The sequence below is a fragment of the Streptomyces sp. NPDC002690 genome (genome assembly GCF_053592415.1).
In genome coordinates this window covers 1-22719 of the sequence record NZ_JBSFVR010000048.1, presented here as the reverse complement: position 1 = coordinate 22719, position 22719 = coordinate 1, and the positions used below count along the sequence as shown (strand labels likewise).

General features: G+C 71.1%; 24 protein-coding genes and 1 pseudogene. 12 read left to right on the top strand and 13 right to left on the bottom strand.

The features are described 5' to 3' along the window. Positions 1-431: 431 nt before the first annotated feature. Both ACWD3D_RS09675 and ACWD3D_RS09670 read left to right on the top strand, forming a co-directional pair. On the top strand, positions 432-1658 hold the full coding sequence (locus ACWD3D_RS09675; protein WP_451460360.1) for a MarR family transcriptional regulator: 1227 nt from the start codon (positions 432-434) through the stop codon (positions 1656-1658). Between the two features lie 285 nt (positions 1659-1943). Beyond that, positions 1944-2408 (top strand): hypothetical protein, encoded by a 465-nt coding sequence (locus ACWD3D_RS09670; RefSeq protein ID WP_451460367.1) that lies wholly within the window; start codon positions 1944-1946, stop codon positions 2406-2408. 207 nt (positions 2409-2615) lie between these two features. Here the strand turns inward: ACWD3D_RS09670 and ACWD3D_RS09665 are convergent, their stop codons facing one another. Next, entirely contained in the window at positions 2616-3554 is a 939-nt protein-coding gene (locus ACWD3D_RS09665; protein WP_451460359.1) for an aldo/keto reductase, read from the bottom strand. Between the two features lie 128 nt (positions 3555-3682). Here ACWD3D_RS09665 and ACWD3D_RS09660 point away from each other — a divergent pair, with 128 nt between their 5' ends. Then, positions 3683-4276 (top strand): TetR family transcriptional regulator, encoded by a 594-nt coding sequence (locus ACWD3D_RS09660; protein WP_451460358.1) that lies wholly within the window; start codon positions 3683-3685, stop codon positions 4274-4276. Between the two features lie 19 nt (positions 4277-4295). Here the strand turns inward: ACWD3D_RS09660 and ACWD3D_RS09655 are convergent, their stop codons facing one another. The 3 genes from ACWD3D_RS09655 to ACWD3D_RS09645 form a co-directional block, all read right to left on the bottom strand. After that, a complete protein-coding gene (locus tag ACWD3D_RS09655; RefSeq protein WP_451460357.1) occupies positions 4296-4688 on the bottom strand; it encodes a hypothetical protein in 393 nt (130 codons plus the stop codon). A 74-nt stretch (positions 4689-4762) separates the two neighbouring features. Then, positions 4763-5911: a methyltransferase domain-containing protein gene (locus tag ACWD3D_RS09650; RefSeq protein WP_451460356.1), complete on the bottom strand. Its 1149-nt coding sequence runs from the start codon at positions 5909-5911 to the stop codon at positions 4763-4765. A 111-nt stretch (positions 5912-6022) separates the two neighbouring features. Next, the gene (locus tag ACWD3D_RS09645; protein WP_451460355.1) at positions 6023-6280 is read right to left on the bottom strand and encodes a hypothetical protein; all 258 of its coding nucleotides are present in this window, start codon (positions 6278-6280) and stop codon (positions 6023-6025) included. Between the two features lie 104 nt (positions 6281-6384). Here ACWD3D_RS09645 and ACWD3D_RS09640 point away from each other — a divergent pair, with 104 nt between their 5' ends. The 3 genes from ACWD3D_RS09640 to ACWD3D_RS09630 all read left to right on the top strand — a co-directional run bounded on the left by ACWD3D_RS09640 (position 6385) and on the right by ACWD3D_RS09630 (position 7831). Continuing rightward, entirely contained in the window at positions 6385-7224 is an 840-nt protein-coding gene (locus tag ACWD3D_RS09640; RefSeq protein ID WP_451460354.1) for a helix-turn-helix domain-containing protein, read from the top strand. Then, complete coding sequence (locus tag ACWD3D_RS09635; protein WP_451460353.1) at positions 7221-7430, top strand: DUF397 domain-containing protein; 210 nt, start codon at positions 7221-7223, stop codon at positions 7428-7430. Before ACWD3D_RS09640 ends, ACWD3D_RS09635 begins: the two co-directional genes overlap by 4 nt. 191 nt (positions 7431-7621) lie before the next feature. After that, positions 7622-7831, top strand: coding sequence for a DUF397 domain-containing protein (locus ACWD3D_RS09630; RefSeq protein ID WP_451460352.1), 210 nt, complete (start codon positions 7622-7624; stop codon positions 7829-7831). A 34-nt stretch (positions 7832-7865) separates the two neighbouring features. Here ACWD3D_RS09630 and ACWD3D_RS09625 read toward each other — a convergent pair whose 3' ends face one another. After that, positions 7866-8882: an NADPH:quinone oxidoreductase family protein gene (locus ACWD3D_RS09625; RefSeq protein ID WP_451460351.1), complete on the bottom strand. Its 1017-nt coding sequence runs from the start codon at positions 8880-8882 to the stop codon at positions 7866-7868. 47 nt (positions 8883-8929) lie between these two features. Next, positions 8930-9295, bottom strand: coding sequence for a MerR family transcriptional regulator (locus tag ACWD3D_RS09620; protein WP_451460350.1), 366 nt, complete (start codon positions 9293-9295; stop codon positions 8930-8932). A gap of 222 nt (positions 9296-9517) precedes the next feature. Here ACWD3D_RS09620 and ACWD3D_RS09615 point away from each other — a divergent pair. From ACWD3D_RS09615 to ACWD3D_RS09605, 3 genes and pseudogenes are all read left to right on the top strand, one after another. Then, a pseudogene (locus tag ACWD3D_RS09615) lies at positions 9518-9740 on the top strand (DUF397 domain-containing protein). Positions 9741-10001: 261 nt separating this feature from the next. Further along, on the top strand, positions 10002-11498 hold the full coding sequence (locus ACWD3D_RS09610) for an eCIS core domain-containing protein (protein WP_451460349.1): 1497 nt from the start codon (positions 10002-10004) through the stop codon (positions 11496-11498). Between the two features lie 231 nt (positions 11499-11729). Then, on the top strand, positions 11730-13229 hold the full coding sequence (locus ACWD3D_RS09605; RefSeq protein ID WP_451460348.1) for an MFS transporter: 1500 nt from the start codon (positions 11730-11732) through the stop codon (positions 13227-13229). On the opposite strand, the gene ACWD3D_RS09600 is transcribed toward ACWD3D_RS09605, so the two are convergent. Continuing rightward, entirely contained in the window at positions 13221-14447 is a 1227-nt protein-coding gene (locus ACWD3D_RS09600) for an MFS transporter (RefSeq protein ID WP_451460347.1), read from the bottom strand. The genes ACWD3D_RS09605 and ACWD3D_RS09600 overlap by 9 nt on opposite strands. 55 nt (positions 14448-14502) lie before the next feature. On the opposite strand from ACWD3D_RS09600, the gene ACWD3D_RS09595 reads away from it, so the two are divergent. Both ACWD3D_RS09595 and ACWD3D_RS09590 read left to right on the top strand, forming a co-directional pair. Further along, on the top strand, positions 14503-14865 hold the full coding sequence (locus ACWD3D_RS09595; RefSeq protein WP_451460346.1) for a winged helix-turn-helix transcriptional regulator: 363 nt from the start codon (positions 14503-14505) through the stop codon (positions 14863-14865). A gap of 120 nt (positions 14866-14985) precedes the next feature. After that, positions 14986-15501 carry a DinB family protein gene (locus tag ACWD3D_RS09590; protein WP_451460345.1) on the top strand — a complete coding sequence of 172 codons (516 nt, stop codon included), beginning with the start codon at positions 14986-14988 and terminating at the stop codon, positions 15499-15501. Positions 15502-15604: 103 nt separating this feature from the next. On the opposite strand, the gene ACWD3D_RS09585 is transcribed toward ACWD3D_RS09590, so the two are convergent. Both ACWD3D_RS09585 and ACWD3D_RS09580 read right to left on the bottom strand, forming a co-directional pair. After that, positions 15605-16135, bottom strand: a complete 531-nt coding sequence (locus ACWD3D_RS09585; RefSeq protein WP_451460344.1) for an SAM-dependent methyltransferase — start codon at positions 16133-16135, stop codon at positions 15605-15607. A 40-nt stretch (positions 16136-16175) separates the two neighbouring features. Further along, positions 16176-17573: a Tat pathway signal protein gene (locus ACWD3D_RS09580; protein ID WP_451460343.1), complete on the bottom strand. Its 1398-nt coding sequence runs from the start codon at positions 17571-17573 to the stop codon at positions 16176-16178. A 423-nt stretch (positions 17574-17996) separates the two neighbouring features. On the opposite strand from ACWD3D_RS09580, the gene ACWD3D_RS09575 reads away from it, so the two are divergent. After that, complete coding sequence (locus ACWD3D_RS09575; protein WP_451460342.1) at positions 17997-18368, top strand: hypothetical protein; 372 nt, start codon at positions 17997-17999, stop codon at positions 18366-18368. A 244-nt stretch (positions 18369-18612) separates the two neighbouring features. On the opposite strand, the gene ACWD3D_RS09570 is transcribed toward ACWD3D_RS09575, so the two are convergent. The 4 genes from ACWD3D_RS09570 to ACWD3D_RS09555 all read right to left on the bottom strand — a co-directional run bounded on the left by ACWD3D_RS09570 (position 18613) and on the right by ACWD3D_RS09555 (position 22565). Continuing rightward, a complete protein-coding gene (locus ACWD3D_RS09570; RefSeq protein WP_451460341.1) occupies positions 18613-19293 on the bottom strand; it encodes a GntR family transcriptional regulator in 681 nt (226 codons plus the stop codon). 127 nt (positions 19294-19420) lie between these two features. Next, complete coding sequence (locus tag ACWD3D_RS09565) at positions 19421-20359, bottom strand: NAD(P)-dependent oxidoreductase (RefSeq protein WP_451460340.1); 939 nt, start codon at positions 20357-20359, stop codon at positions 19421-19423. Between the two features lie 194 nt (positions 20360-20553). Further along, positions 20554-21978: a GntT/GntP/DsdX family permease gene (locus ACWD3D_RS09560; protein ID WP_451460339.1), complete on the bottom strand. Its 1425-nt coding sequence runs from the start codon at positions 21976-21978 to the stop codon at positions 20554-20556. A gap of 80 nt (positions 21979-22058) precedes the next feature. Beyond that, entirely contained in the window at positions 22059-22565 is a 507-nt protein-coding gene (locus ACWD3D_RS09555; protein ID WP_451460338.1) for a ribose-5-phosphate isomerase, read from the bottom strand. Positions 22566-22719 lie beyond the last annotated feature (154 nt).

Below are 22719 nucleotides of genomic sequence, written 5' to 3'. Positions count from 1 at the left end.
GGCCTTCGGCCGTCGGTTCCGGGCGCGGTGCCGGTCCCGGAACTCGGAGTTCGGGTCTCGGAGTTCGGGTCTCGGGTGCCGGAATTCGGGTCTCGGGTCTCGGGGTTCGAGCTTCGTCGTGGGTCCATCACTCGTTCGAGGGACCGGCGGAGGTGCGCGGGCCGACGCTTGAGCTTCGGGATTCGGGGGTCGGGATGCGAGGTCCGGGATTCGAGCGGTGTTGTTCATCCGGGAGGTAGGTAGGGGGGTTTGAGGAAACCTCCCCACCTCCCTCCCACCCCGTCACGGCCACCAAATATGACTAATGGTGAGCGAGTTGCGGCGGAGAGTCACGCATGCTTACGGTGCCCTCAACGAATCGACCCCGACGCGGTGTTGTCGCACCAGGCCGGGGTCTCACCAAAGATCGCACCCAAAAGAAAGACGATCTCGTGGCTACCAAGCACTTTAGCCCCGCCCTGCCCGCGCCCGCAGCTTCGCGCCCGTACCGCCGGGCCAACACCGGCTACGGCAAGCAGTCCGTGTCCGGCCAAGTCGCGCCCGGACCGCAGGATTTCGCGTTCCTGAAGGAGCGTGAGCGGTATGTCGCCGCCTATGTCGACCACTTGCCCGACGGTGCGGCGATGGACATCAAGTCGCTGGCCAAGGACCTGCCCCTGTACGGCCAGATGGCCATCGGCACCGCCTTGCGGGCGCTCGGTGTGGCCGGGCACCTGCGGCGCGTACGCAGGCAGGCGGAGGGGGGCGGCGCGTGCCGGTGGGTGACGCTGACCTTCTGGTCGCGTACGGCCCACGACAACGAGTGGTGGACCGCCAGGCTCGACGCGGAGGCCGCCGCCGCGCCGGAGCAGCCTGTCGCGCATCCTGCCGAACCGCGTCCCGAACCGCGTCCCGAACCGTGTCCCGAGCCGCGTCCCGAACCGCGTCCCGAACCGGTGGTTCCCCGGCAGCGCACCGCCGAGGCGCCCCCGGGCCGGTCTCCGGTCCCGGACCGACCAGAGCTTTCGGGAGGGCCGCTGGAAGGGAGCACTCCGGCCGCATCGGGCTCGAACCAGCCGGAACGTACCCCGGACGCGGCTGCTCCTCCGGCTGCCGCTCCTGCGGTTGTCGCTCCTTCGGCTGCCGCTCCTGCGGTTGTCGATGCTCCTCCGGCCGCTGTCGCGGGCCCCTCTCCCGCCTACGTCGCCCTGGCCGAACTGGGCCGCCGTGATCCACGCTTGACGCTTTCCGCCGCTGACTGCGAGGTCTTGGAGCCGCTCGCCGCCGCCTGGTTCGCGCGGGGTGTCAGCGCCGGGTATCTGACGTCGGCGCTCACCGCCGGGCTTCCCGAGCAAGTCGGCTCGCCCGTCGGGCTGGTGCGCCGTCGCCTCACCGACAAGATGCCTCCCCGTCTGTCCGCGACCCCCACCCCGCCGCCGGTCCCGGCACCGGGCGCCCCCGCCGCTCCGGTACGCGGGCTCCTGGTCGAATGCACCGACTGCGGACGCCCCGCCCGTGCCGAAGCGCTCCCGGACGGCCTCTGCGCCCCCTGCCGCACCGCACACCAGACGCCGGAACCGGCCGACCCGGACGCGGCCCCGGTGTCGGCCCCGGCCCAGGTCGAACGCGACGTCCCGGCCCTCGTCGCCGGTCTCCGCAACCTGATGCGCACCCCGTGAGCCCGGCGGTCGAGCGCCTCCGCCGGACGGGTTCGTCGCCGCTGAAGCGTGTGTCCAAAGCGTTGTTCACGGTGCTCATCGGCGGCTGCGGGCGGCGCTGGATGCGCGAGCCGGAGCTGGTACGCGCCACCCCTCCCATCGTAGAGTTGAACACGTTCAATTTATCTGACAAGGTGTCTCTCCACGGCCCACTCCTATCGGTTGGCCGATAGGGGCTGAACGCGGGAGGTCCTGGTGGCGGGCGGAAGCAGGCTACGTGCGTGGGGAGCGACCCTCGGTGGCTTGATGGTGGTTTTGGCTGCTCTGACTGCGTGCGCCGGCCCCTATCAGTACTTCGAGGGAACAGGGATCCACGACACCACGGCGGCCGAAGTCGCTGGGGGCTGGGAAAACGTCGAGGGAACCCACGTGGTGCTTCGCAAGGACGGAACGGCTCTTCTCGAAAAGCTCGACGGGCAGGACTTCGACTTCGAGGACGGCTGGCGCCTCTCCGGTACGGGGACCTGGCAACTGACCGACGACAACGGCGGACAAGTCGTCCGAGTCACGCTGAAAGCCCGGACCCGAGCGGAGAGCCGTTCCACCGCGACGGCCCCCGACACCTCGCCTGCCGAACCCCCATCGACATATGCGTGGACCTTCTACGTGGACCGCGATCAGAACCACGAGCTGAAGCTGTTCTTCTTCTACGGCGATCCCGATGTCGGGAACACCTACGTGATGACTTCGACCAGCCGGAAAACAACCTGAATCACGGGTATCGCACCTAAGGGCTGTCCCGCAATCCCTGGTGGGTGCGCGACGACAGCTACGGCACCTCGCCGCGTTGTCGGAACGTCCACATACATCCAGTATGCGGACGCTCCTCCGCCTTGCGGTGCACCGCATCTGACGCCGCGCACTGATCCACCACGGATTACGGGACAGCCCTTAGGGGTGGAGACCGAAGAGGCGGTGTCAGCCCAGCCGGCCACCGATTCCGCCCTCGGGGGCCAGGGCGTCGATGCGGGCGAGGTCCTCGGTGGTCAGCGCCAGGTCGGCCGCGGCGATGTTGTGAGCCACCCGGTCGGGGTTGCGCGAGCCGGGGATCGGGACGATGTACTCCCGCTTCGCGAGCAGCCACGCCAGGGCCAGTTGCGCGAGGCTGATGCCCTTGGACCGGGCGAACGCCGCGAGTCCGTCGGCGATGGCCGTGTTCGCGCCGAAGTTCTCCGGCGCCCACCAGGCCAGCCGCCGGCGGAAGTCGTTCGCGTCGTACGCGTCACGCGGCTTCGCCGCACCGCTGAGGAACCCGCGCGCGAGCGGCGAGTAGGCGACGAACCCGATGCCGAGTTCTTCCAGGACGGGGAAGAGCGCCTCGGAGCCCCGGGCGAAGATCGAGTACTCGTTCTGCAGGACCGAGACCGGGTGCACCGCGTGGGCCCTGCGGATGGTGTCCTCGTCGGCGTTGGAGAGGCCGAGGTGGGCGACCTTGCCCGCGTCGACCAGCTCCTTCATCACGCCGACGACCTCCTCGACGGGGACGCGCGGGTCGGGAATGTGCTGGTAGAGCAGGTCGATCGAGTCGATCGCGAGGTTGCGCAGGCTGTTCTCGACCACCTCGCGGATGTGCTCGGGCCGTGAGTCCTGGCCGAACGACTCGGTGAGGCCGAACTTGGTCGCGATCGTCACCTCGTCCCGGATCGGCGCGAGCGCGTGACCGAGCAGCTTCTCGCCCTCGCCCCAGCCGTACATCTCCGCGGTGTCGAAGTGGGTGACCCCGAGCTCGTGCGCGCGACGGATCGCGGCGATCGACTCGGCGTCGTCAGTGGGGCCGTAACCGACCGCGGTGCCCATCGCGCCGTAACCGACCGCCGCGGCGGTCAGGCCCTGGCTGCCCAGCTTCCTTGTCTCCACGATCTGCTCCTTCTGGTTCATAGGATTCGTGCCGACCAAACCAAACTGTTCGGTTTTACCGTACGCCCGTCCTGGAGGCGCGGCAAACCAAACGGTTCGGCCGAGGGGTGGCCAGGTAGATTGGGGCCATGGCTCCTCCCACCGGCACCGACTCCACCCGCGACCGCATCGTCGCTGCGGCAACGGCGGAGTTCTCCCGGTACGGAATCGCGGGGGCGCGGATCGAGCGCATCGCCAAAGGGGCGCGGACCAGCAAGGAACGCCTGTACGCCCACTTCCGCAGCAAGGAAGAGCTCTACGCGACCATCGCCGCCGACGAACTCGCGGCGGTCGCCGGGGCCACCCGCCTGGACCCCGCCAACCTCCCCGGCTACGCCGGACGCGTCCACGACTACTTCGCGGCCCACCCCGACCGCCTCCGTCTCATGAACTGGGGACGGCTCGAACTGGCCGACGGAACCCCGCCCGAGCCGGACGACCCCATGCAGGCGACCGTGCGCCACAAGACGGGGCAACTGCGCGCGGCGCAGGAGGCGGGCCACCTCGATCCGGTGTGGGACCCCGCCGACATCCTGATGTTCGTCAACCAGCTCGCCATGTCCTGGGTCGGACAACCGGACCTGACGCCCACCGACCCGGACGAGCGGGCGGCCTTCCTCGCCGCTCGCCGGGCGGCCATCGTCGCGGCCGTGCAGCGCCTCTTCCCGGCCGTTACGGCGTAGCCGCCCGCCGCCGCCCGGACTACCCCGCAGGTGTCGACGGCGGTTCGCCGCGCTGGGGCGGAAGCTCGGGAGGGGCGTCCTCGGTGGTGTCGATGATCAGCCACGAGTGGGCGGACGGATGGTCGTCGAAGAGGCCGCAGGCGTCGCCGGGTTCGCCGACGGACTCGTCGGAGTGCGTGCACCAGAACAGCATCACCCGGTACATGCGGTTCTCGGTCCAGCGCACCCAGAGCCCGCCGCCGAGCCGGTCGTCGTCCCACAGCAACTCGGCGTGCTCGGCCGTGTGGTGCTCCGCCAGCTCGCAGCGGAGCCGCCGCCCGGATCCGCCCTCGGGGGGCGAGCCGGGGGCAGCCGCCACACCCGTGACCTGCGCCGGGGGAGGCATCAGAGCGGTGGCGGGGCAACGGTTCACGGGGTGCGCGGGTCCGTCCGGTCCGTCCGGGCCCTTCGGCGTCTCCGGTACCTCCGGCCCCTGCCGTCCGGTGCTCATCGGGCGCCGAGGGAGGTGTGCCACGCCCCCCGGGACAGGTGGACCACCCCGTCCGGGGTGATGAGGACCCGCGCCCCGAGCAACGGCAGCGAGCCTTCCGTGTTGAGCCGGTTCCGCAGGCGTTCCAGCACGTCCCACAGACGCCGGGGACCGCTCTGGTGCACGGTGGGCGGGTCGGCCGCGTCGGCGGACGCCCGGGCCCACGAGCCGTCCGGATGCACCAGGTACGCGGTGCGCGTCGCGCCCCGGGTGCCGAATCCGAGCTCCACACCCGGTGCGGTGATCTCCAGCATGGACCGCAGTTCCCAGGCGTTCGCCAGGTCCACCACCGGGTAGCGGCCCGTACTGACGTCGTCCCCCTCCGCCTCGTGGGCGAGGGCCAACAGATCCGTGCGACCCGCCGGGTAGTCGTCGCCCGACCGGGCCTCCATGAACCCGGCCATCTCCCGCTCGACCCGGCCCACCACGTCCCCGTTGGCGCGCTTCCACCCGGTGACGACCAGGGTCGTACGGGCCAGGGTCATCGCGAGCCGCCCGCCGGGCACGAGCGCGGCGAGCACCGGGCGGAGCCCGGGGCCGGGTGGCAGTCCGACCGTGGACACGATCCGCTCGTACGCACCCGGCACGTGCTCGGTCGCGTCGGCCGTCAGCATCGTCGGGTGGTACCCGAGCCCCGCGAGCCGCTCACCCGCCACGGCGGAGAGATAGGGGTCCACGTCCAGGCTCGTGACCTGCTTGTCCCCGACGCGGAACGACGCGTACGCGGTGAGCCCGCCCGCCCCCGTGCCGAGATCCAGCAGCGGAAGCCCGTCCCCGAGCCGTGCGTACCGGAGCATCCGGACGGTGAGGCTCGGCAGCGTCGCCGAGGACGTGGGCAGACCCTCCGGACGATCCTCGGGCGTGGCGTGGTCGGCGTGCAAGCCGCCCACCCGGGTCACCAACGACCGGTCGGCGTACGCCGCTTCGGCCCAGGCCGCCGGGTCGCTCGCCCCGTCGCGCAGCGACCAGGCCCCCGTCCCGTCGGGCTCCCACCAGCGGGGCACCAGCCGGTGACGGGGTACCCGCGCCACCGGCGGGAGCCAGCGGGACACGGGGTCCACGGTGTCGGTGGCGAGTTGTTCCGCCTTGGTCTGCCAGTGCCGCATGAGGTCGGCCTCTCGTAGCTCGGGGTGTGGTCCTGCTGCCGGTGGGTCGGCGGTGGTCCGGCACGGGGTCCGCGTCCGCCCTGCGCCGCGTGCCCGGCCGTGCCCGCCCTGTCAGAGCGTCTCGCCCCGACTACGGGCGTTGCAGCGGGCGTTCTCCGCCCGCAGCCGCTCCATGGGGCTCGCCGGGCGTACGTGCTGGGGCGCCGCCTCCCATTCGAGGCCGCCGGCGAGAGGGCGTATGGCCCAGTAGGGGCCGGAGAGTCCACGGAATTCGCCGACACGGTCCTGACGGCTCGTGTCGACCATGACCGCGCCGAGTTCGGGGGTCTGGAAACACCTGACATTCGGACGGACGTTCTCTCCGGACACCTTTCGCTCCTCTCTGTAGCGAATCCACTACGCGGGGTCCTCAGGGTGTCCTACAGTCAACTTCCCTTCAACTAGCAAGACTGGAAGGAAGAGGAGTCCACGGCATGGTCAACCGCTTGGAGTTGAACCCGGAAGCCAGCCCGCGCGCGGCATACGGTGCGCGTATCCGACGGACACGGGAGAGGCGCGGGTGGAGCCAAGAGGAGTTGGCGTCCCATCTGTCATATTCCAGTCAGCATATTTCCGCGGTTGAAACTGCTCGCAAACCGCCAACTCTCCGTTTCTCACGGGAACTCGACGCTGTTTTCGGTACGGCCGGCTCGGCGGAGTCGTTCGAGAACGAGTGGCGCGAGATCCGGCACGGCGTGCTGCTGGAGGGGTTCCCCGAGTTTGTCGCCTATGAAGGGCGGGCGGTGGAGATCCGGTTGTTCGAGGTGGGAATCGTCCCCGGCCTGTTGCAGACGCCGGAGTACGCGCGGGTGCTGGCGGACAGCGCGGTGCGCAGGGGTGTCATCACGCCCGAGCAGGCGGACGAGCGCGTGACGTTCCTGGCGGAACGGCAGGCGGCGCTGGTGCGGTCCCGTCCGCCCATGACGATGGTGGTGATGGACGAGAGCTGCATCCGCAGGCAGGTCGGAGGGGCCGAGGTGATGGACGCGCAGTTGACGCACCTCGTCGAGTTCGCGGAACTGCCGAACACGGTGCTCCACATCGCTCCCTACGACATGGGCGAGCGCCGTCCGTTCGACCTCCCGATGAGCCTGCTCACGCTGGCGGACCTGTCCGTGATGGCCTACGCGGAGTCCCAGATGCGGGGGCACCTGGAGCGTGAAACGGCCTCCGTGCTACCACAGTTGGTGGCCTACCATCAGCTACAGGCCGAAGCGCTGTCTCAATCAGCATCGGTGGCCATGATTGAAAAGGCACGAAAGGGCACCCCATGACGTCCGAGTCCCCCCGTTGGTTCACGTCTTCCTACAGCAACAACGGTGGCCAGTGTGTCGAGGTCGCCGCCAACCTTGCCGTGGCGCACAACGTCGTACCCGTCCGTGACTCCAAGGTCTCCAATGGCCCGGTTCTGGGCCTCTCCGTCGACTCGTTCACCTCGTTCGTGGCGGGCGTGAAGGCCGGCGGATTCGGCGCCGTCTGATCCCTCGGCGCCGGGTCAACCGCATCAGGCAGAAGGAGGCCCCACCGCGCGACGCGCGGTGGGGCCTCCTGTTGGGCGGGATTTCGTCTCGTCGGCGTGCGGGTGTGCGGCCTACTGTCGTACGCCAGAGGCTCGTTCGGGTCTCGCGTGGCCCCGCGCGGTCACGATCGCGTGCGGCGAAAGGGTGTTCCGTGGTGTCCGAGTCTCCCCGTTGGTTCACGTCCTCGTACAGCAACAACGGTGGCAACTGCGTCGAGGTCGCCGCCAACCTCGCCGTGGCGTACGACGTCGTACCCGTCCGTGACTCCAAGATCTCCGGTGGCCCGGTTCTGGGCTTCTCCGCCGGTTCGTTCACGTCGTTCGTGGCGGGCGTGAAGGCCGGCGGGTTCGGCGCGGTCTGACACTTCGGCGCCGGGGCAACCCCCTCGGGGACCCTCAGCGCCAGGGATCGAGGGCCAGCTTGCCCTGGGTCTGGCCCGCTCCGACTTGCTGGAGCACTGCCGGTCCTTCGGCCAGGGGGTGCACCTGCGGAGTGCCGGGCGGGTAGACGCCGTGGGCGATGAGGGCCTCGATCTCGACGAGCAACGACTGGTAGAGGGAGGGGGCCGCGACCGCCAGTGCACCGATGTGCAGACCCTTGACCTGGACCTGGTGGGTGAAAACCAGGTCCTGGGTGGTGAGGGTGGCATCGCCGGAGGCGGCGCCGAACACGACGATGCGTCCGGTGAAGGCTTTGGCGACGGACAGGCTGGTCTTGAACGTGGCCCGTCCCACCGATTCCAGGACCAGATCGACACCACCGGTCAGGCGGGTGATCTCCTCGGCCAGATCGGGACGTCGGCTGTCCAGCACCTCGTCGGCGCCGAGCGCTGTGACGGAGCGATGCTTCCTGGGCGAGGCCGTGGCGATCACGCGTGCGCCGTAGTGGCGGGCGAGGCGGACGGCGGCCTGCCCGACGCCTCCGGCCGCAGCATGGATGAGCACCACCTCACCCGCCTTGATTTCGCCCAGCGGCTTCAGTGCCGCCAAGGCGGTCGCCCAGTTCAGCACCAGGCCGAGGGCTTCGGCGTCGCTCCAGCCGGACGGCACGGGAAGTACACCCGCGGCCGGCATGGTCATGTACTGCGCGAAGGCGCCCGGCCCGGCTCCGACGACGTGAGTGCCGAGCCGCAGCGGAGTCCCGACGTCCGGGCCGATGCCCACGATCTCGCCGGCGGCCTCGAAGCCCGCCACGTAAGGTGCCTGCGGGCCTCCTCCGTAGGTGCCGTGGGTCTGCATGACATCGGCGAAGTTGACCCCGGCGGCGCCGACGCGGATCAGGTACTCGCCGGGCCCCGGGGCGGGACGGCGGTGATCAGTCGTGAGAGTCAGGTCCTCCGGTCCCCGGTGCGTGTGCTGGACCAGTGCTCGCACGGTCTGCCGGACGGTGTTCTGCTGCTTGTCGATCTCCATGCACCGAACGTACGAACCTGACACTTACGTCAAGGTCAAGCGGCTGTTCAGAGATCAGTACGGCGGGCCTCGCGCAGGTAGGCGTCGAGTGACGCCTGCTGATCGCTGAGAACGGCGATGCGGGCAGCGAGCCGATCGCGATGGTTCTGTACCTCGTGGAGGAATTCCGCGCACACCACGTCGGTTCCGGCATCGGAGCCGTCGGTGAGGCTGGGCAGGACGTCCCTGATCAGCCGCACCGGCAGCCCGGACTCGAGCAGCGAGCGGATGACGAGCACCCGGTCGATGGTGGACTGGCAGTAGTCGCGGAACCCGTTGCTGAAACGGCCAGGGACGATCAAGCCCTCGTCCTCGTAGTGCCGTAACGAACGCGCACTCACGCCGCTGACTCTGGAAGCCTCGCTGATTTTCATACGTACAGCCAACGCCCGAGAGGGCCGCAATCTTCCGGCACTCGCCGCGACGACCTGAACAGCTGCTCAGGCGCCACCAACTCCATCGACCCCACCACTTGGTCGGGCGGATTTTCGTCTCGCGGGGGAGCGGATGTGCGGCCTACTGTCGTACGCCAGAGGCTCGTTCGGGTCTCGCGGGCCCCGTGCGGTCACGATCGCGTGCGGCGAGAGGGTGTCCCCGTGACGACGACAGAATCCCCCCGTTGGTTCACCTCTTCGTACAGCGACAACGGTGGCAACTGTGTCGAGGTCGCTGTCAATCTTGCCGTGGCGTGCGTCGTCGTACCTGTCCGTGACTCCAAGGATGTGAGCGGTCCGGTTCTCGTTCTCCGTCGGTTCGTTCGGGTCGTTCGTGGCGGGTGTGAAGGCGGGAAAGCTCGGGAGCTCGTCGCGCACCGCGTAACAGGGCTCCCCACAGGTGCACTTCGGTACCGGCCGCTCGCTCGTGTCGGGGGTCCGCGCAGCTTCCCCGCATGCGAACGGGGCCGGAATGCGCAGGAGTTCGTCCTCATGCCGGAGTCCGAACCGGCCAGGACGAGAGCTGTGGTCCTTCGACTCGTACCCTGGTGTCCACGACCTCGATCTGCTCCTGTCGGGTTCTCTGCCGAGGCTGCGACCAGGCTGCGAAGTTCGGTAGTTGATCCGGCTCTCGAAAGGTGAGCGTGTGACTTCCAGGCAATCCCGCGACGGCTCGGCGCAGAAGGCCGATCAGCGGTCGCGTTCGTCCTCCCACCGGCCCGCCGCTCCGGGGAGAACGTCGGGGCCTGCCGTGGGCTTGGCGGCGTTGCAGGTCAGTGCGGGCAACGCGGCGGTCGTGCAGATGCTCCGCGAGGCCGGCCACTCCTGGGCCCAGGAGCAGCACGAGCACTCGGACGGCTGCGGGCACCAGCAGACCGAGCATGCCGCGCAACCCGCGGTGCAGCGGTCCACCGTCCACGACGTCCTGCGCACTCCGGGGCGCCCCCTCGACGCCTCCGTCCGCACCGACATGGAGAGCCGGCTCCGGGCGGACTTCTCCGACGTACGCCTCCACACCGACAGCGTCGCCAAGGCGTCCGCGGCCGAGGTGGGCGCGCGTGCGTACACCTCCGGCAACCACATCGTCGTCGGTGACGGCGGCACGGACCGGCACACCCTCGCCCACGAACTCACCCACGTGATCCAGCAGCGCCAGGGTCCCGTCGCCGGGACCGACAACGGCGGCGGCCTCAAGGTCTCGGACCCCTCGGACCGGTTCGAGCGCGAGGCCGAGGCCAACGCGCACCGCGTCCTGGCGGCACAGCCCGCGTCCGACTTCAGCGTGCAGCGCAGCACCGACTCCTCCCACGTGCTGTCCGGTTCGTCCACCGTGCAGCGGGTCGCCTATCCGCAGGGGGACGACGTGCAGGACGTGCTCAAGCAGTCCTTCTGGGAGAGGGAGGGTGGAGGCAAAGGGGCCGTCATGGATGGCAAGCGGGCCGCCATGAAGAACAAGGCGACTTCCAAGAAGGGCAAGAAGCCCAAGCCCCGCACGCTCACCGACATCGTCGGCGGAATCGCCTCCGACCTTCTCCGTGATCTGGCCGCCAAGCCACAGGGGTCCGGGGAGCTGAAGCTCTATCGAGGAATGAGCAGCGCCGAGGCTGACGCGGTGCTGGCGTGGGCGGGTGCGGAGAGCGACATCGACAGTCCGCGCGCCCGCACCGAGGCATGGGTCCGGGACAATCCCAAGGCTTCGGCGGCCGACTGGCACGGCGCCAAGCAGCAGATCGTCCCGACGGGCACACACCTGGGCGACCAGAAGCAGGCCCACAACTATGTGGCGAGCAACGCCGGCTTCCGCATGCTCGAATTCACCCTCAAGCCGGGTGCGCACGAGCTTCTCTTCGATCCGCAGTACACGGCTCTGGCCTCTGTGGGAGACGCGCCGGCAGCCATCGAAGCGGCGATCGGCGGCCACGTCGCCGCCTCTGAGAACGAGGGAACCCTCGGCGGCTACATCGGCATCAAGTCCGAGCGGGAGGGCTACTTCAGCGTCAACCCGGGCAAGTCCCAGCAGGTCGGCGGGGAATGGAAGCAGACCCCGGGCCATCTTCTCTTCCAGATGTTCCTGAAGGGGGTGCGCGAGGTCACCGGAGAGTACGACCCCCAGAGCCTGACAGCCACGCGCCTCTCCGGCTGAACGAGCACGGTCCGGCCCAGCCGGCCGCTATCGTGGCCGATCGGCTCCCTTCCGGAGCCGATCGCCCCGACATTCCGTTCTCCACATCTCTGCCGGCGATGGAGCCGACGCCGAAGCGGGCCTGAACTCCGCCCGCCCGACGTCACCTTGGACGACTCCTGGCGGCGGGGGAGCGCACCCGCACGCGGGTCGCTCTCCCGGACCGTCCCACCGTGCAGCGGAAGGCTCACCGTGACCCCGCGTCACTGGTTCCGTCGTACCTCCCCCGCGCCCGGCACCGGCTCACCACCACCGCCCACACCACCGCCCACACCACCGCCCACGGCAGCCGCCTCCTACTGTTCGGCCCTGCGGACCCCGGGCGCGGCGGCCTTCTTCCTGGCGGCGGCGCCCGCCCGGGTCGGGGTGGCCATGGCCGGTCTCGGCATGGTCTGGCTGGTCCACGCGGAGACCGGGTCCTTCGGGACGGCCGGTCTGGTCACGGGCTCGTTCGCCGTGGCGGAGGCCCTGGTGGGCCCGCAAGCGGCCCGCCTCATGGACCGGTACGGACAGCCGCGCGTACTCGTCCCCCTCCTGATCGCCCACGCCGGGGCGCTGGTGGTGCTGGTCGTGACGGCCCTGACGGGTGCGCCCACCATGGCGTTGACGGCGGCCGGTCTCGCCGCAGGGGCGACGGTCCCGCAGATCGGCGCGCTCTCCTCGGCCCGCTGGTCGGCCCTGCTGCACAGCGGGGCCGAACCGGCCGACGCCGCACTCGCTCCGGCCTTCGCACTCGAAACCCTCAGCAACGAGGCCGCCTTCCTCCTCGGCCCCGCCCTCGCGGTCCTCGCGGCGACCCGGCTGCACCCGGCCGCCGGAACGGTGCTGGCGGGCGTTCTCGTCGTCGGCGCCGGACTGGTCTTCGCGGCGCTGCGGGGGACGGCCCCGGAGCCCACCGCCCGCCCGGTGCGGACGAGTGAGGACGGCAGGGCTGAAGCGTGTCGCGAAAGTCCCGCCTGTCCGGCGACGCCCGGCACGCACGCTCGCCGCGTTGTCGGGATCACCCCGATACGTCCAGTATCGGGGCGCCCCTCCGCCTTGCGATCGCACGCACCGGACGCCGCCGGACCCGCCCTCCGGGCGGACGGCGCTACTTCCGCCACACGCCCGAGCGGGCTCAGGTCCCAGGGCTTCGTCACCCTGCTGGTGGTCAACCTGGCCCTGGGGGTCTTCTTCGGCTCGACCCAGGTCTCGGTGAGCGCCTTCGCCGCCGACCTCCACGCCGCCCCGGCCGCCGGGCTGATGTACGGGCTGATGAGCGTGGCAAGCCTGTTGGCGGGTCTGGCCCACGGAAAGTACGGACTGCGCACCCGGCCCGCGGACCAACTCCCGCTGATCCTCGCCTTTCTGGCCTGCGCTTCGTTGCTGCCGCTGCTCGCCGGTACCCCCTGGCAGCTGGGACTCGCCCTGCTGCTGCCCGGCGCGGGTGTCGCACCGTCGATCGCCGTCTCCTCGACGCTCATCGCGTCGGTCGTGGACCGGTCGGTGGTCACCCAGGCATTCACCTGGGCCAACTCCGCGAGCGCGGCGGGCATCGCGTTCTCCGCCGGTGCGGTCGGCCGGCTCGTCGACGGACCGGCCGGTGCCGGAGCCGGCTTCGCCGTCCCCTTCGTCGCCCTGTCCGTGACCGCGCTCCTGGTCCGGTCCGGCCGTCGTGCCCTCACCACGGGCCGCAAGGCCGCCTCAGGCTGACCCGATGCGGCGCCCTGCCGCCGGGACCGTCCTGCCCATCACGGTGGCGAGCGCCGCTCCGAGGGCGCTGACGCCCGCCAGGGTCAGCCAGATCGCCGCTGCCCCGCCGGACAGCAACCAGGAGAGGGCGACCGGGGCGACCGTGCCCGCGACGGTCACGGCGAGTTGGTTGAGGGCCAGGTAACGACCGCGGAGGGCGTCCGGGGCGCTCTCCGCGGCGACCGTCGAGGTGACGGGACCGCCGAGGATCTCCCCGAGGCTGTAGCTGCCCGCACCGAGCAGGACGACGGCGACCGCCGGACCGACGGCGGCCACCCGGTCGGCGGCGAGGAACAGGAGGTACCCGACGGCGAAGCAGGCGTGCCCCGCGACGAGGACGCGACCGCGGACCCGTCCGCCGACCCGGCCGAGGACGGCGGCCTGGCCGAAGCCGACCATCAGGGTGTTGAGCGTGAAGACCGCCCCGGCCGTCCAGCCCGGCAGGCCCAGTACGTCCACGGCATAGACGGGTATCGCGATGTTGAGGGCGAACAGCGAGAGCGCGAAGCAGAGTTGCTGTCCGACGACGGGCAGGTACCGCCGGTCGCGGAGTACGCGCCGCCAGCCTCCGGAGGCATCGTGGCCCGTTTCCGGGCGGGTGTTCGGCACGGTCCGCATCAGGGCGAACGCGGCCAGGAACGACAGTGCGTTGACGGCCACGACCGCCGCGTACGCACCGTGCGTGCCGACACCGACGGCGACGGCGGAGAGAAGTCCGCCGAGCGCGTAGCCGAGGTTGCGTACGGACCCGAGCAGGCCGAACCAGTGCTCGCGTCGGCCGGGCGCGGCCAGTGCCGTGACGGTCACGCCGTAGCAGCCGGAGAACACCGCCCGCCCGGCGCTGTTGAGCCATGCGCAGACGACGATCTGCCAGGTGTGCCCCACGACGAGATACCCGGCGAAGCCGAGCGCCTGGGCCAGGTTCGCCGCCCGCAGCATCGGCGTGGTGCCGTACCGGTCGATCAGCCCCGCGACCAACGGGCCCGCCGGCAGCGCCAGCAGGCCGGCCGTCGTCATCGCCGCGCCCACCTGCACCAGCGTCAGCGAGGTCGCGGCCAGGAAGTACAGCATCGTCACCGGGATGAACACGCCGGTGCCGACCGCGTCGATGGCGATCGCCGTGACGAACCGGCCGTGTCGAGCCATCGAGGGACGGACCGCGGAATCTGTAGGAGTCACGGCCGAGACGGTATAGATTTTATATCGGTATCCACAACGCTACCGGGAGTCGCTCATGGGCAAGGCCTACAACGTCATGGCGGCGACCTGCCCCAGCCGCACCGTCCTGCACCGGATCGGCGCGCGCTGGACGGTGTTCGTCGTCAACGCGCTCGACTCCAGGACGATGCGGTTCACCGAACTCAAGGCGCACATCAGGGGGATCACGCCCAAGGCGCTCACGGAGACGCTCCGCGCGATGGAGAGCGACGGCCTGATCTCCCGTACCGAGATCCCCGCACACCCCCCGCACGTCGAGTACGCCCTCACCGACCTCGGCCGGTCCCTGCTCATCCCCCTGCGGGCCGTCCGGGAATGGGCCGAGCGCCACGTTCCCGACATCGAGCGCGCCCGCGCGCAGGCCGACTCGCGGCGGTGACATGGCGCGCCCGGCAGGCTGCGCACCGCACCGCCGGCTGCGCACCGCACCGCCTGATCGCCGGCCGGGCTCGCCCCTTAACCGTTCGACAGTCTCGTCGACCCGGGCGAGACTTCGCCGATGACCCGACGAACCGATACGCCTCCCGCCTGGGACGAGCGCACGCAGCTGATCACCTTCCTGGAGTACGCCCGTGACACCGCGCGGGCGAAATGCGAGGGCGTATCGGCGGAGGACGCCCGCAGGGCGCCCCTGCCGGGCTCACCGCTGATGACGCTGTGCGGGCTGATCAGCCATCTGCGGTGGGTCGAGTACTACTGGATCCAGGTGATGTTCCTGGGCGAGGAACTCGCCGGCCCGCTCACCCTGGCGAGCCAGGACGACCCCGACCCCGAGATGCGGACCGCGGTCGAAGTTCCCCTGCCCGAGCTGCTCGCCGCGTACGAGGAGCAGAGCGAGCGCTACCGCGGTCTGCTCCTCGCGTCCGACCTGGACGCGAAGGCCGAGCGCCCGCTCGGGAACGGAACCCACGTGGACCTCCGGTGGGTCGTCCTCCACCTCGTCGAGGAGATCTCCCGGCACAACGGTCATCTGGACGTCGTGCGCGAGCTCGTGGACGGACGGACCGGCGCCTGAGGCTGCCGAGCGACCCCGGTGGACGCGGTGACGTGGGGTGGACGCGGTGACGTGGGGTGGACGCGGTGACTGCGGTGCTGCGGTGCCGCGGTGACTGCGGCTCTCAGGCTCCGTCCGCCACTCCGTCGTCCCCCGCCCCCGCTCCCGGCCCCGCTCCCGGCCCGTCCTCGGCCCAGTACTCCGAGAGCATCTCGCCGGGCCACGACGGCTCCCGGACCGGGCCGCGCGGGCCCATCGCCGTGAAGTAGGGGGCCAGGTCGTAGACCGGCGTGCCGTCCACCGCGTCCAGGTCGGCCACCCGCAGATCGAGCCCGTCCACCCCGAGCAACCGGGGGAAGCTGGTGGCGAGTTGGTTCGGGCGGCGGTGGTTGCGGTGCGCGAAGGTCCCGGTGGGCGGCCAGGCCGGGTTGTCGCGGGGGCTCCTCGCGTGCAGGGCCACGTCGCCGGGGTCGGCCCGGTCGAAGTGCCAGACGACCACGAGGTGCGAGAACTCCTCCAGCCCGCGCACGACCTCCGGCGGGAAGTCCGGCCGCAGCCGGATCACCGCCTCGACGCCGCCCCAGTGGTCGTCGGCGACTTCCCGGCGTCCCCCGACCACGGTCCCGATCGGCTCGATGCCCAGTACGTCCGCCATGCCCGTCCCCCCACCCGATCCGAACGAAAGACCTCGGCCGTCAATGTAGCTTCGACAGATGGCTGTTGGCGCGCTCGGACACCGCCGTCACCGACGGGATCCCGCGATGACGCAGCGGCGACAGCAGGCGCCTCACCTGGACGACCGCCTGCTCCGCCCGGCCGGACTGGATGCCCTCCTCCATCGCGTCCAGCAGCCCACCCCACGTGACGCAGGCCTCCTCGACCTGCCCGTGCGCCATCTGGGCCGCCCCCAGGTGCCCCAGGGTCACCGCGTGGGTGCGGCGGAAGGCCGAGCCCCGGGTCCGTACCGAGCGGCCGAACTCCCGGATCGCGCCCCTGCGGTCACCGAGCGCCTCCAGGGTGCGCGCCGTCTCGTGGGCGAGCGACGCCTCACCGAAGAAGAAGGTCCGGTGCGGCTCGACCACCCCCTCCTCGGCTGCCGCGAGATCGTTCTCCGAGCGCAGCAGCGCCTTCACCGCGCTCCGGGTCCGGCCCGCTGCCGCCAGTGCCCGGGCGTGCACCACGCCGAGCAGGGCACGCTCGCGCGGAGTCGCGTCGGTGTAGCGGCGGTCCTGTACGGAGGCCTCGGCGAGCGCGAGTGCGTTGTCGAAGTGGCCCATGTCCAGAGCCTGGTGGGCCATCGCGCGCAGGATGTGCCCGCCGAGCGGATGATCCTGCGCCTGGTCCGCCAGCTGGAGCGCGAGTACGAAGTAGCGCTGGGCCAACGGGTTCTCGCCGCTGTCGAAGGCCATCCACCCCGACAGGTAGGAGAGTTCGGCGGCGGCGGACTCCATGTCCCGGCGTACCCGCTCGTGGGCGTACCGGCCGTGCAGCAGATCGCGTACGTCCGTGCGGAGGTACTGCACCAGGGCGGTGCGGCCGTGTCCGCCGCCGCGCCGCTGGTCCACGGCCGAGAAGGCGAGGGTGAGTTCGCGGACGGTCGCCACGTCGCCCTGGACCACCCGCAGGTTGTTGGACAGCCGCTCGGCCGCGTGCGGGACGGGCCCGGGAGCGGACCCCGGCCACTCGGCGGCGGGCACCGCCAGGACCGCCGTGGAGTACACGATCCCGGCCAGCAGGTTGCGGCGGTCCGGATGGAGATCGGCCCGCCCGAGGTCCGCCAGTACGGCCAGGGCGTCGGCGGGCGGCCCGATCGGCGCCGGGCCGCCCGGGTCGCCGAACCCCAGCTCGGAGACGGTGACGACTCGCTTCAGCCGCCGGGACAGCGCCAGCGCGAGGACGGCGGGGGCCGAGCCGGACGGCCGGGTGCCGCCCACCCACATGCTCACGTGCGAGCGCCCGATCAGCGGACCGCACGGATCGCCGGAGCGCCGGCTCTCCGCCGCGACCCGGTTGAAGGCGCTCGCGGCCTGGGCGCGCGACCAGCCGGCCTCGCCCAGGAGACAGGCCAGCTGTTCGTTCCGTTCACGTGTCATCGCGTCCCCTGGTGCCCGAAGCCGGAAGTCCGGTACGCGGTGTCGCCGCGCACGCCGAGTACCGCCGGGAGATGGCGTGGGCTCCCGGCGGCGCTCGGACGGGCTCCAATTAGCCACGGGTCGGGTCCCTCAGGGGGCAGATTTCCGCACGTCATCCGTGTCGGGATGGTCCCGGACCGGTCCTGGGCAAGGCCTGTCGATCTTTGACCACTTTGATCAGTCCAAGGGGACGTCCGCCCCTCCGCGCTAGGGCGGGATGCGGTTCGATTCTCCTACCGCAACTCGCCCAGGCCGTGTGGTGAAAGTAGCGCCGTCCGCCCGGAGGGCGGGTCCGGACACGGCCTGGCAGACCGTCCCGGAGCGGGTCCCGGCCCGGCCCGTCCACCGGCGGGCGGGAAGACGTGCCGGACGCCAGGAGGACCGATGAACAGCAGCACCGCACCGGACGTCCGACCGAAGGACCCCGGCATCGACGTGGACGTGATCGCCGACGCCATCGAGCACGCGCGGGCCGACCGGGCCGGGGTGCCGCCGCGCAGTGTCGTCAACGCCGGTACGGACGAACTCGTCGCCCATCTGCGCAGGCTGATGGGCGCGGACGAGTACGGCCACGACGAGCCGGACCGGGGCGCGGTCCGGCTGCTGTTCCGCGCCGCCTACCGCCATCTCGACGTCGCGGTGCGCCCCGACGCGAGCACCCCCGACCTCGCGGCGTACGCGTACTGGCGCACGGTCGCCTCCCTCGCCGCCGCCTTCCGCGACCTCTACTGCGAACTGGGGCGGGACGGGGCGTGAACCGTCCCGCCCCGGGCGGTGCCGGGAGAGACGGTCGGCGCACCTCGCGCACCGGCAGGAGGGCCGGAGCGCCGCAGAGGCACACCGCCGAGGCGGTGATCAGCGGGATCGGGACTTCGGCGGAGGGGAGCCGGGAGGGCGGGCGACGGGGAGCCGGGGCGGCGGGCGGCGGGTCGGTTGCCGGGGGCGGCTTGTCAGGGGCAGGTGCGGGCCGGTGCCCTTCGCCGGTCCCTGCGTCTACGTGTCAGTGGCCGAACGACCGGTGCGCCACACCCTCCAGATGTGCGCGCATCGCCGCCTCGCAGGCATCCGCGTCCGCCGCCTCGAACGCGTCGAGGACGGAAGCGTGTTCGGCGAGCGCCTCCTGCGTGTCGGTGACACGACCGCCGGTGAAACGCCGGAAGCGCTGGATGTGCGCCCCCAGCGGATCGATGGCCGCGGAGAGGAAACGGTTGCCCGCGGCACGGGCGATGGTCGCGTGGAAGGCGGAGTCCGCCTGGAGGTACGTCCGGAAGTCGTCCGCCACCCGCTGCACCGCCGCCGCCGCCATCAGCCGGTGGCTCTCGGCCAGCGCGCGCGCCGTCCCCGCCGCGTCCCGCTCACAGGCCTGGCGGGCGCTGAACGGCTCGATGAGGAGCCGGGCACCCATCAGCTCACGGAAACCGCCGTCGTCCAGAAGCGGGGCGACCGTGTAACCGCGGTGCGGGACACGGACGACCAGGCCGGTGTTCTCCAGCTTGGCGAGCGCCTCCCGCAACGGCGTCGGCGAGACGCCCCAGTCCTTGGCGATGGTGTCGATCCGCAGCGGCGTACCCGGCTCCAGCCCCTCGTCCAGAATCAGAGCGAGCAGCGCGTCGTACGCCTCGTCCATGAGTACGGTCCTGCCGAGCCCCGCCGGACGTACCTGCCTGCCGGCTGGTCCCATCGTTGAATCTCCCTGTGACGTGCCGTACCCGCCCGGCGGACCGGGCCTCAGCCCGGCACTCGGCCTGGAATCCAGCCGGGTTTTCAGCCTAGCCGGAGCCACGGCCCCTCCCCCCACGGGGCGGCGCTCAGCGCGCGGTGCGCGGGGAGAGCAGGGTGACCAGCGCCGAGTCGTCCTGTGCGGCCAGGCCCTGGCTGATCGCGAGCTGGTAGAGCTGGTCGGCGGCGGCGGCCACGGAGGTCGCGACACCGGCCTTCTTCGCGAGGGACACCACGATGTTCATGTCCTTGCGGATGATGTCGAGCCGGGAACGCAGCTCCGGACCGCCGGTGCCGTCCTCCTTCACCTCGTACTGCTGCACCATGCGCGGGCCCCGGTCGGCCAGCATGAAGGAGGCGGCGGCACCCTGGCCGAGGACGTCGACCGCGCGGTCCAGGTCGATGCCGAGCGCACGGGCGAGCGCGAGGGACTCGGCGGCGGCGGCGGTGTGGATACCGCAGAGCAGCTGGTTGACGGTCTTCATGATCTGGCCGTCACCCACCCGCGGGCCGACGACGTGCAGCGTGGAACCGAGCCGGGCGAGTACCCGCTCGGCCGCGGCCATGGTGGCCTCGTCCGCACCGATCATGATCAGCAGATCACCGGTCCCGGCGCGCACGGCCCCACCGCTGACGGGAGCGTCGACCAGCCCCACACCCCGCTCGGCCAGGCGTGCCGCGACGGCCTGGACGGCGTCGACACCGACGGTCGAGGTGACCACGACGACCGCGCCCTCGCGCAGCGACTCGGCGGCGCCGTGCTCGACGATCCCGCCACCGAACAGGCAGGACTCCAGCTGCTCCTGGTCACGGACGGCGATGACGACCACGTCGGCGCCCTGCGCGGCCTCGGCCGGAGTGGCGGCGGGCGTGGCACCGGCCCCGGCGGCGAGGTCGCGGCGCTCCTCGAAGACGTCGAAGGCGCGGACGGGGAAGGCGCCGGCCAGGCGGGTGGCCATCGGCAGGCCCATCGCGCCGAGGCCGAGGACGGCGGTGGTGGGGGCGGAGACGGAGTTCTCAGCGGACATCGGGTGCTTCTTCCTTGCGGGATGCGGTCGTGGGGGCCGCATGGACAGATTCTCTTACGGGGCGAGGGGAGCCCGGGGCGGCGACGCCCCGGGCCGGGTCGCGGTCCGGGTCGCGGTTCCGGCCGCCGTTCCCGTCGCCGATCTCGTACGACGAGGGGAACGGCGACGGGAACGGGAGCCGGCGGCGGTCCGGATCAGACGAAGACCGCGTTCATGAGCAGGGACATGATCAGACCCATCACCGCGACGATCGTCGACAGGGCCGACCAGGTCTTGATGTTCTGGGAGACGCTCATCCCGAAGTACTCCTTCGCCAGCCAGAAACCGGCGTCGTTGACGTGCGAGAAGAAGAGCGAACCCGAGCCCACGGCGAGCGCGATCAGCGAGGCCTCCACCGGGGGGACACCCGCGGCGAGCGGCGCCATGATTCCGGCCGCGGCAGTGGTCGCGACGGTGGCCGAACCGGTCGCCAGGCGGATCAGGACGGCGAGCAGCCAGCCGAGAACCAGCAGCGGCAGGTGCGCCTCCGCGGCGAACTTGCCGATCGCGCCCGCGACCCCGGTGTCCACGATGAGCTGCTTGAAGCCACCGCCCGCGCCCACGATGAGCAGGATGCCGGCCACGGCGGGCAGACCCGCGGTCACCGTCGTACGGACCTCGGCGCGATCGCGGCCGAGCCGGAAACCGAAGACCACCATGGCGACGAGCACCGCGATGAACATCGCGATGAGCGGAGTGCCGAGGAAGTCCAGCAGGTGGTTGAACCAGGTGTCCCCCGGGAACGCGATGTCGGCGACCGACTTGGCGAGCATCAGCACGACCGGCAGGGCGACCGCACCGACGGAGACGGCGAAGCTCGGCGTCCGGCGTTCCTCACCGGGCTCGCGCTTCTGGTCGGACTCCTTGACGAGGGAGGCGATGAGCGCGGCCGGGGCCTCGCTGCTCACGTGACGGGCGATGAACTTCCCGTACAGCGGTCCCGCGAGGATCACCGTGGGTATCGCCGCGAGCAGACCCAGACCGAGCGTGGTGCCGACGTCCGCCTTGAGCGCGCTCACCGCGACCAGCGGGCCGGGGTGCGGCGGCACGAACGCGTGCATGGTGCCGAGCCCCGCGAGGGCGGGCACGGCCAGCAGGACCAGCGGCGTGTTCGTCCGCTTGGCCATGACCACGATGATCGGCACCAGCAGGACCAGGCCCACCTCGAAGAACATCGGCAGCCCGATCACCGCGGCGATCAGCGCCATCGACCAGGGCAGCAGGCGGGGACCCGAGCGCGAGCCGATGGTGTCGACGATGCGGTCCACACCCCCGGAGTCGGCGAGGAGCTTGCCGAGGATCGCGCCGAGTGCGATCAGGGCTCCGGTGGAACCGAGGGTGGAACCCATTCCGGCACTGAACGAGTCGACGACCTTGGAGAGTTCGCTTCCCGACCCGATGCCGAGCACGATGGAGCCGCCGATGAGAGCGACGAACGGGTGGAAGTCGAGTATCGCGATCAGCGAGATGATCACGCCGATGGCTATGGCGACCATGACGATGAGCCGGGTGTCGTGCCCGGTCCAGGGCGCGGTCGCCGCGGCCAGCGTCTCGGGTCTGGTCAGGGCGAGCGTAGACATGCGGGGTGCACCTTACGTCGTTGTAAGTGGTGGCGGGGAAGGGCGGCGAGAGGCGGGCCGGTGGTGACCGCGCGGGAGGTTCAGCAGCCGGCGGAGGCCTCGGCGGCGGTGGTCGCGGTGTCGTACGAGTCGAGGACGGCGACCTTCTCGCCGGACGGCGAGGACGCGTCGAAGCGGTAGCCGACCCACTCGCGGACCAGCCGGCGGGCTAGCTCCAGGCCGATGACGCGCTGGCCCATGGTGAGGACCTGGGCGTTGTTGCTCAGTACCGCGCGCTCGACGGAGAAGCTGTCGTGCGCGGTGACCGCGCGGATGCCGCGCACCTTGTTGGCGCTGATCGCGACGCCGAGTCCGGTACCGCAGAACAGCAGGGCGCGGTCGGCGTCCCCGTCGGCGACCACACGGGCCGCGGCCACACCGATGTGCGGGTAGGCGGTGTGCTCGTCCGCCCGTACACCGACGTCGAGCACGGACGCGACGCGCGGGTCGGCTTCCAGATCGGCCTTGAGGGCTTCCTTGTACGCGTATCCGGCTTCGTCGCAGCCGATGACGATGCGGAGCGGAGCGGAGGGCTGGTTCTGCGTCATGTCGGTGTCCCGGGGTGGTGGTGAGGCGGTCGGGTTCTGGGGCGGGGGCGGTGGTCGCGGCTCAGCCGTTGGCGTCGGCGCCGCCGCCGAGCAGCGCCGCGACGGTCCGGGCAGATCGGAAGAGCGTCGGGGAGGGACAGAGTGTGTGACTAAC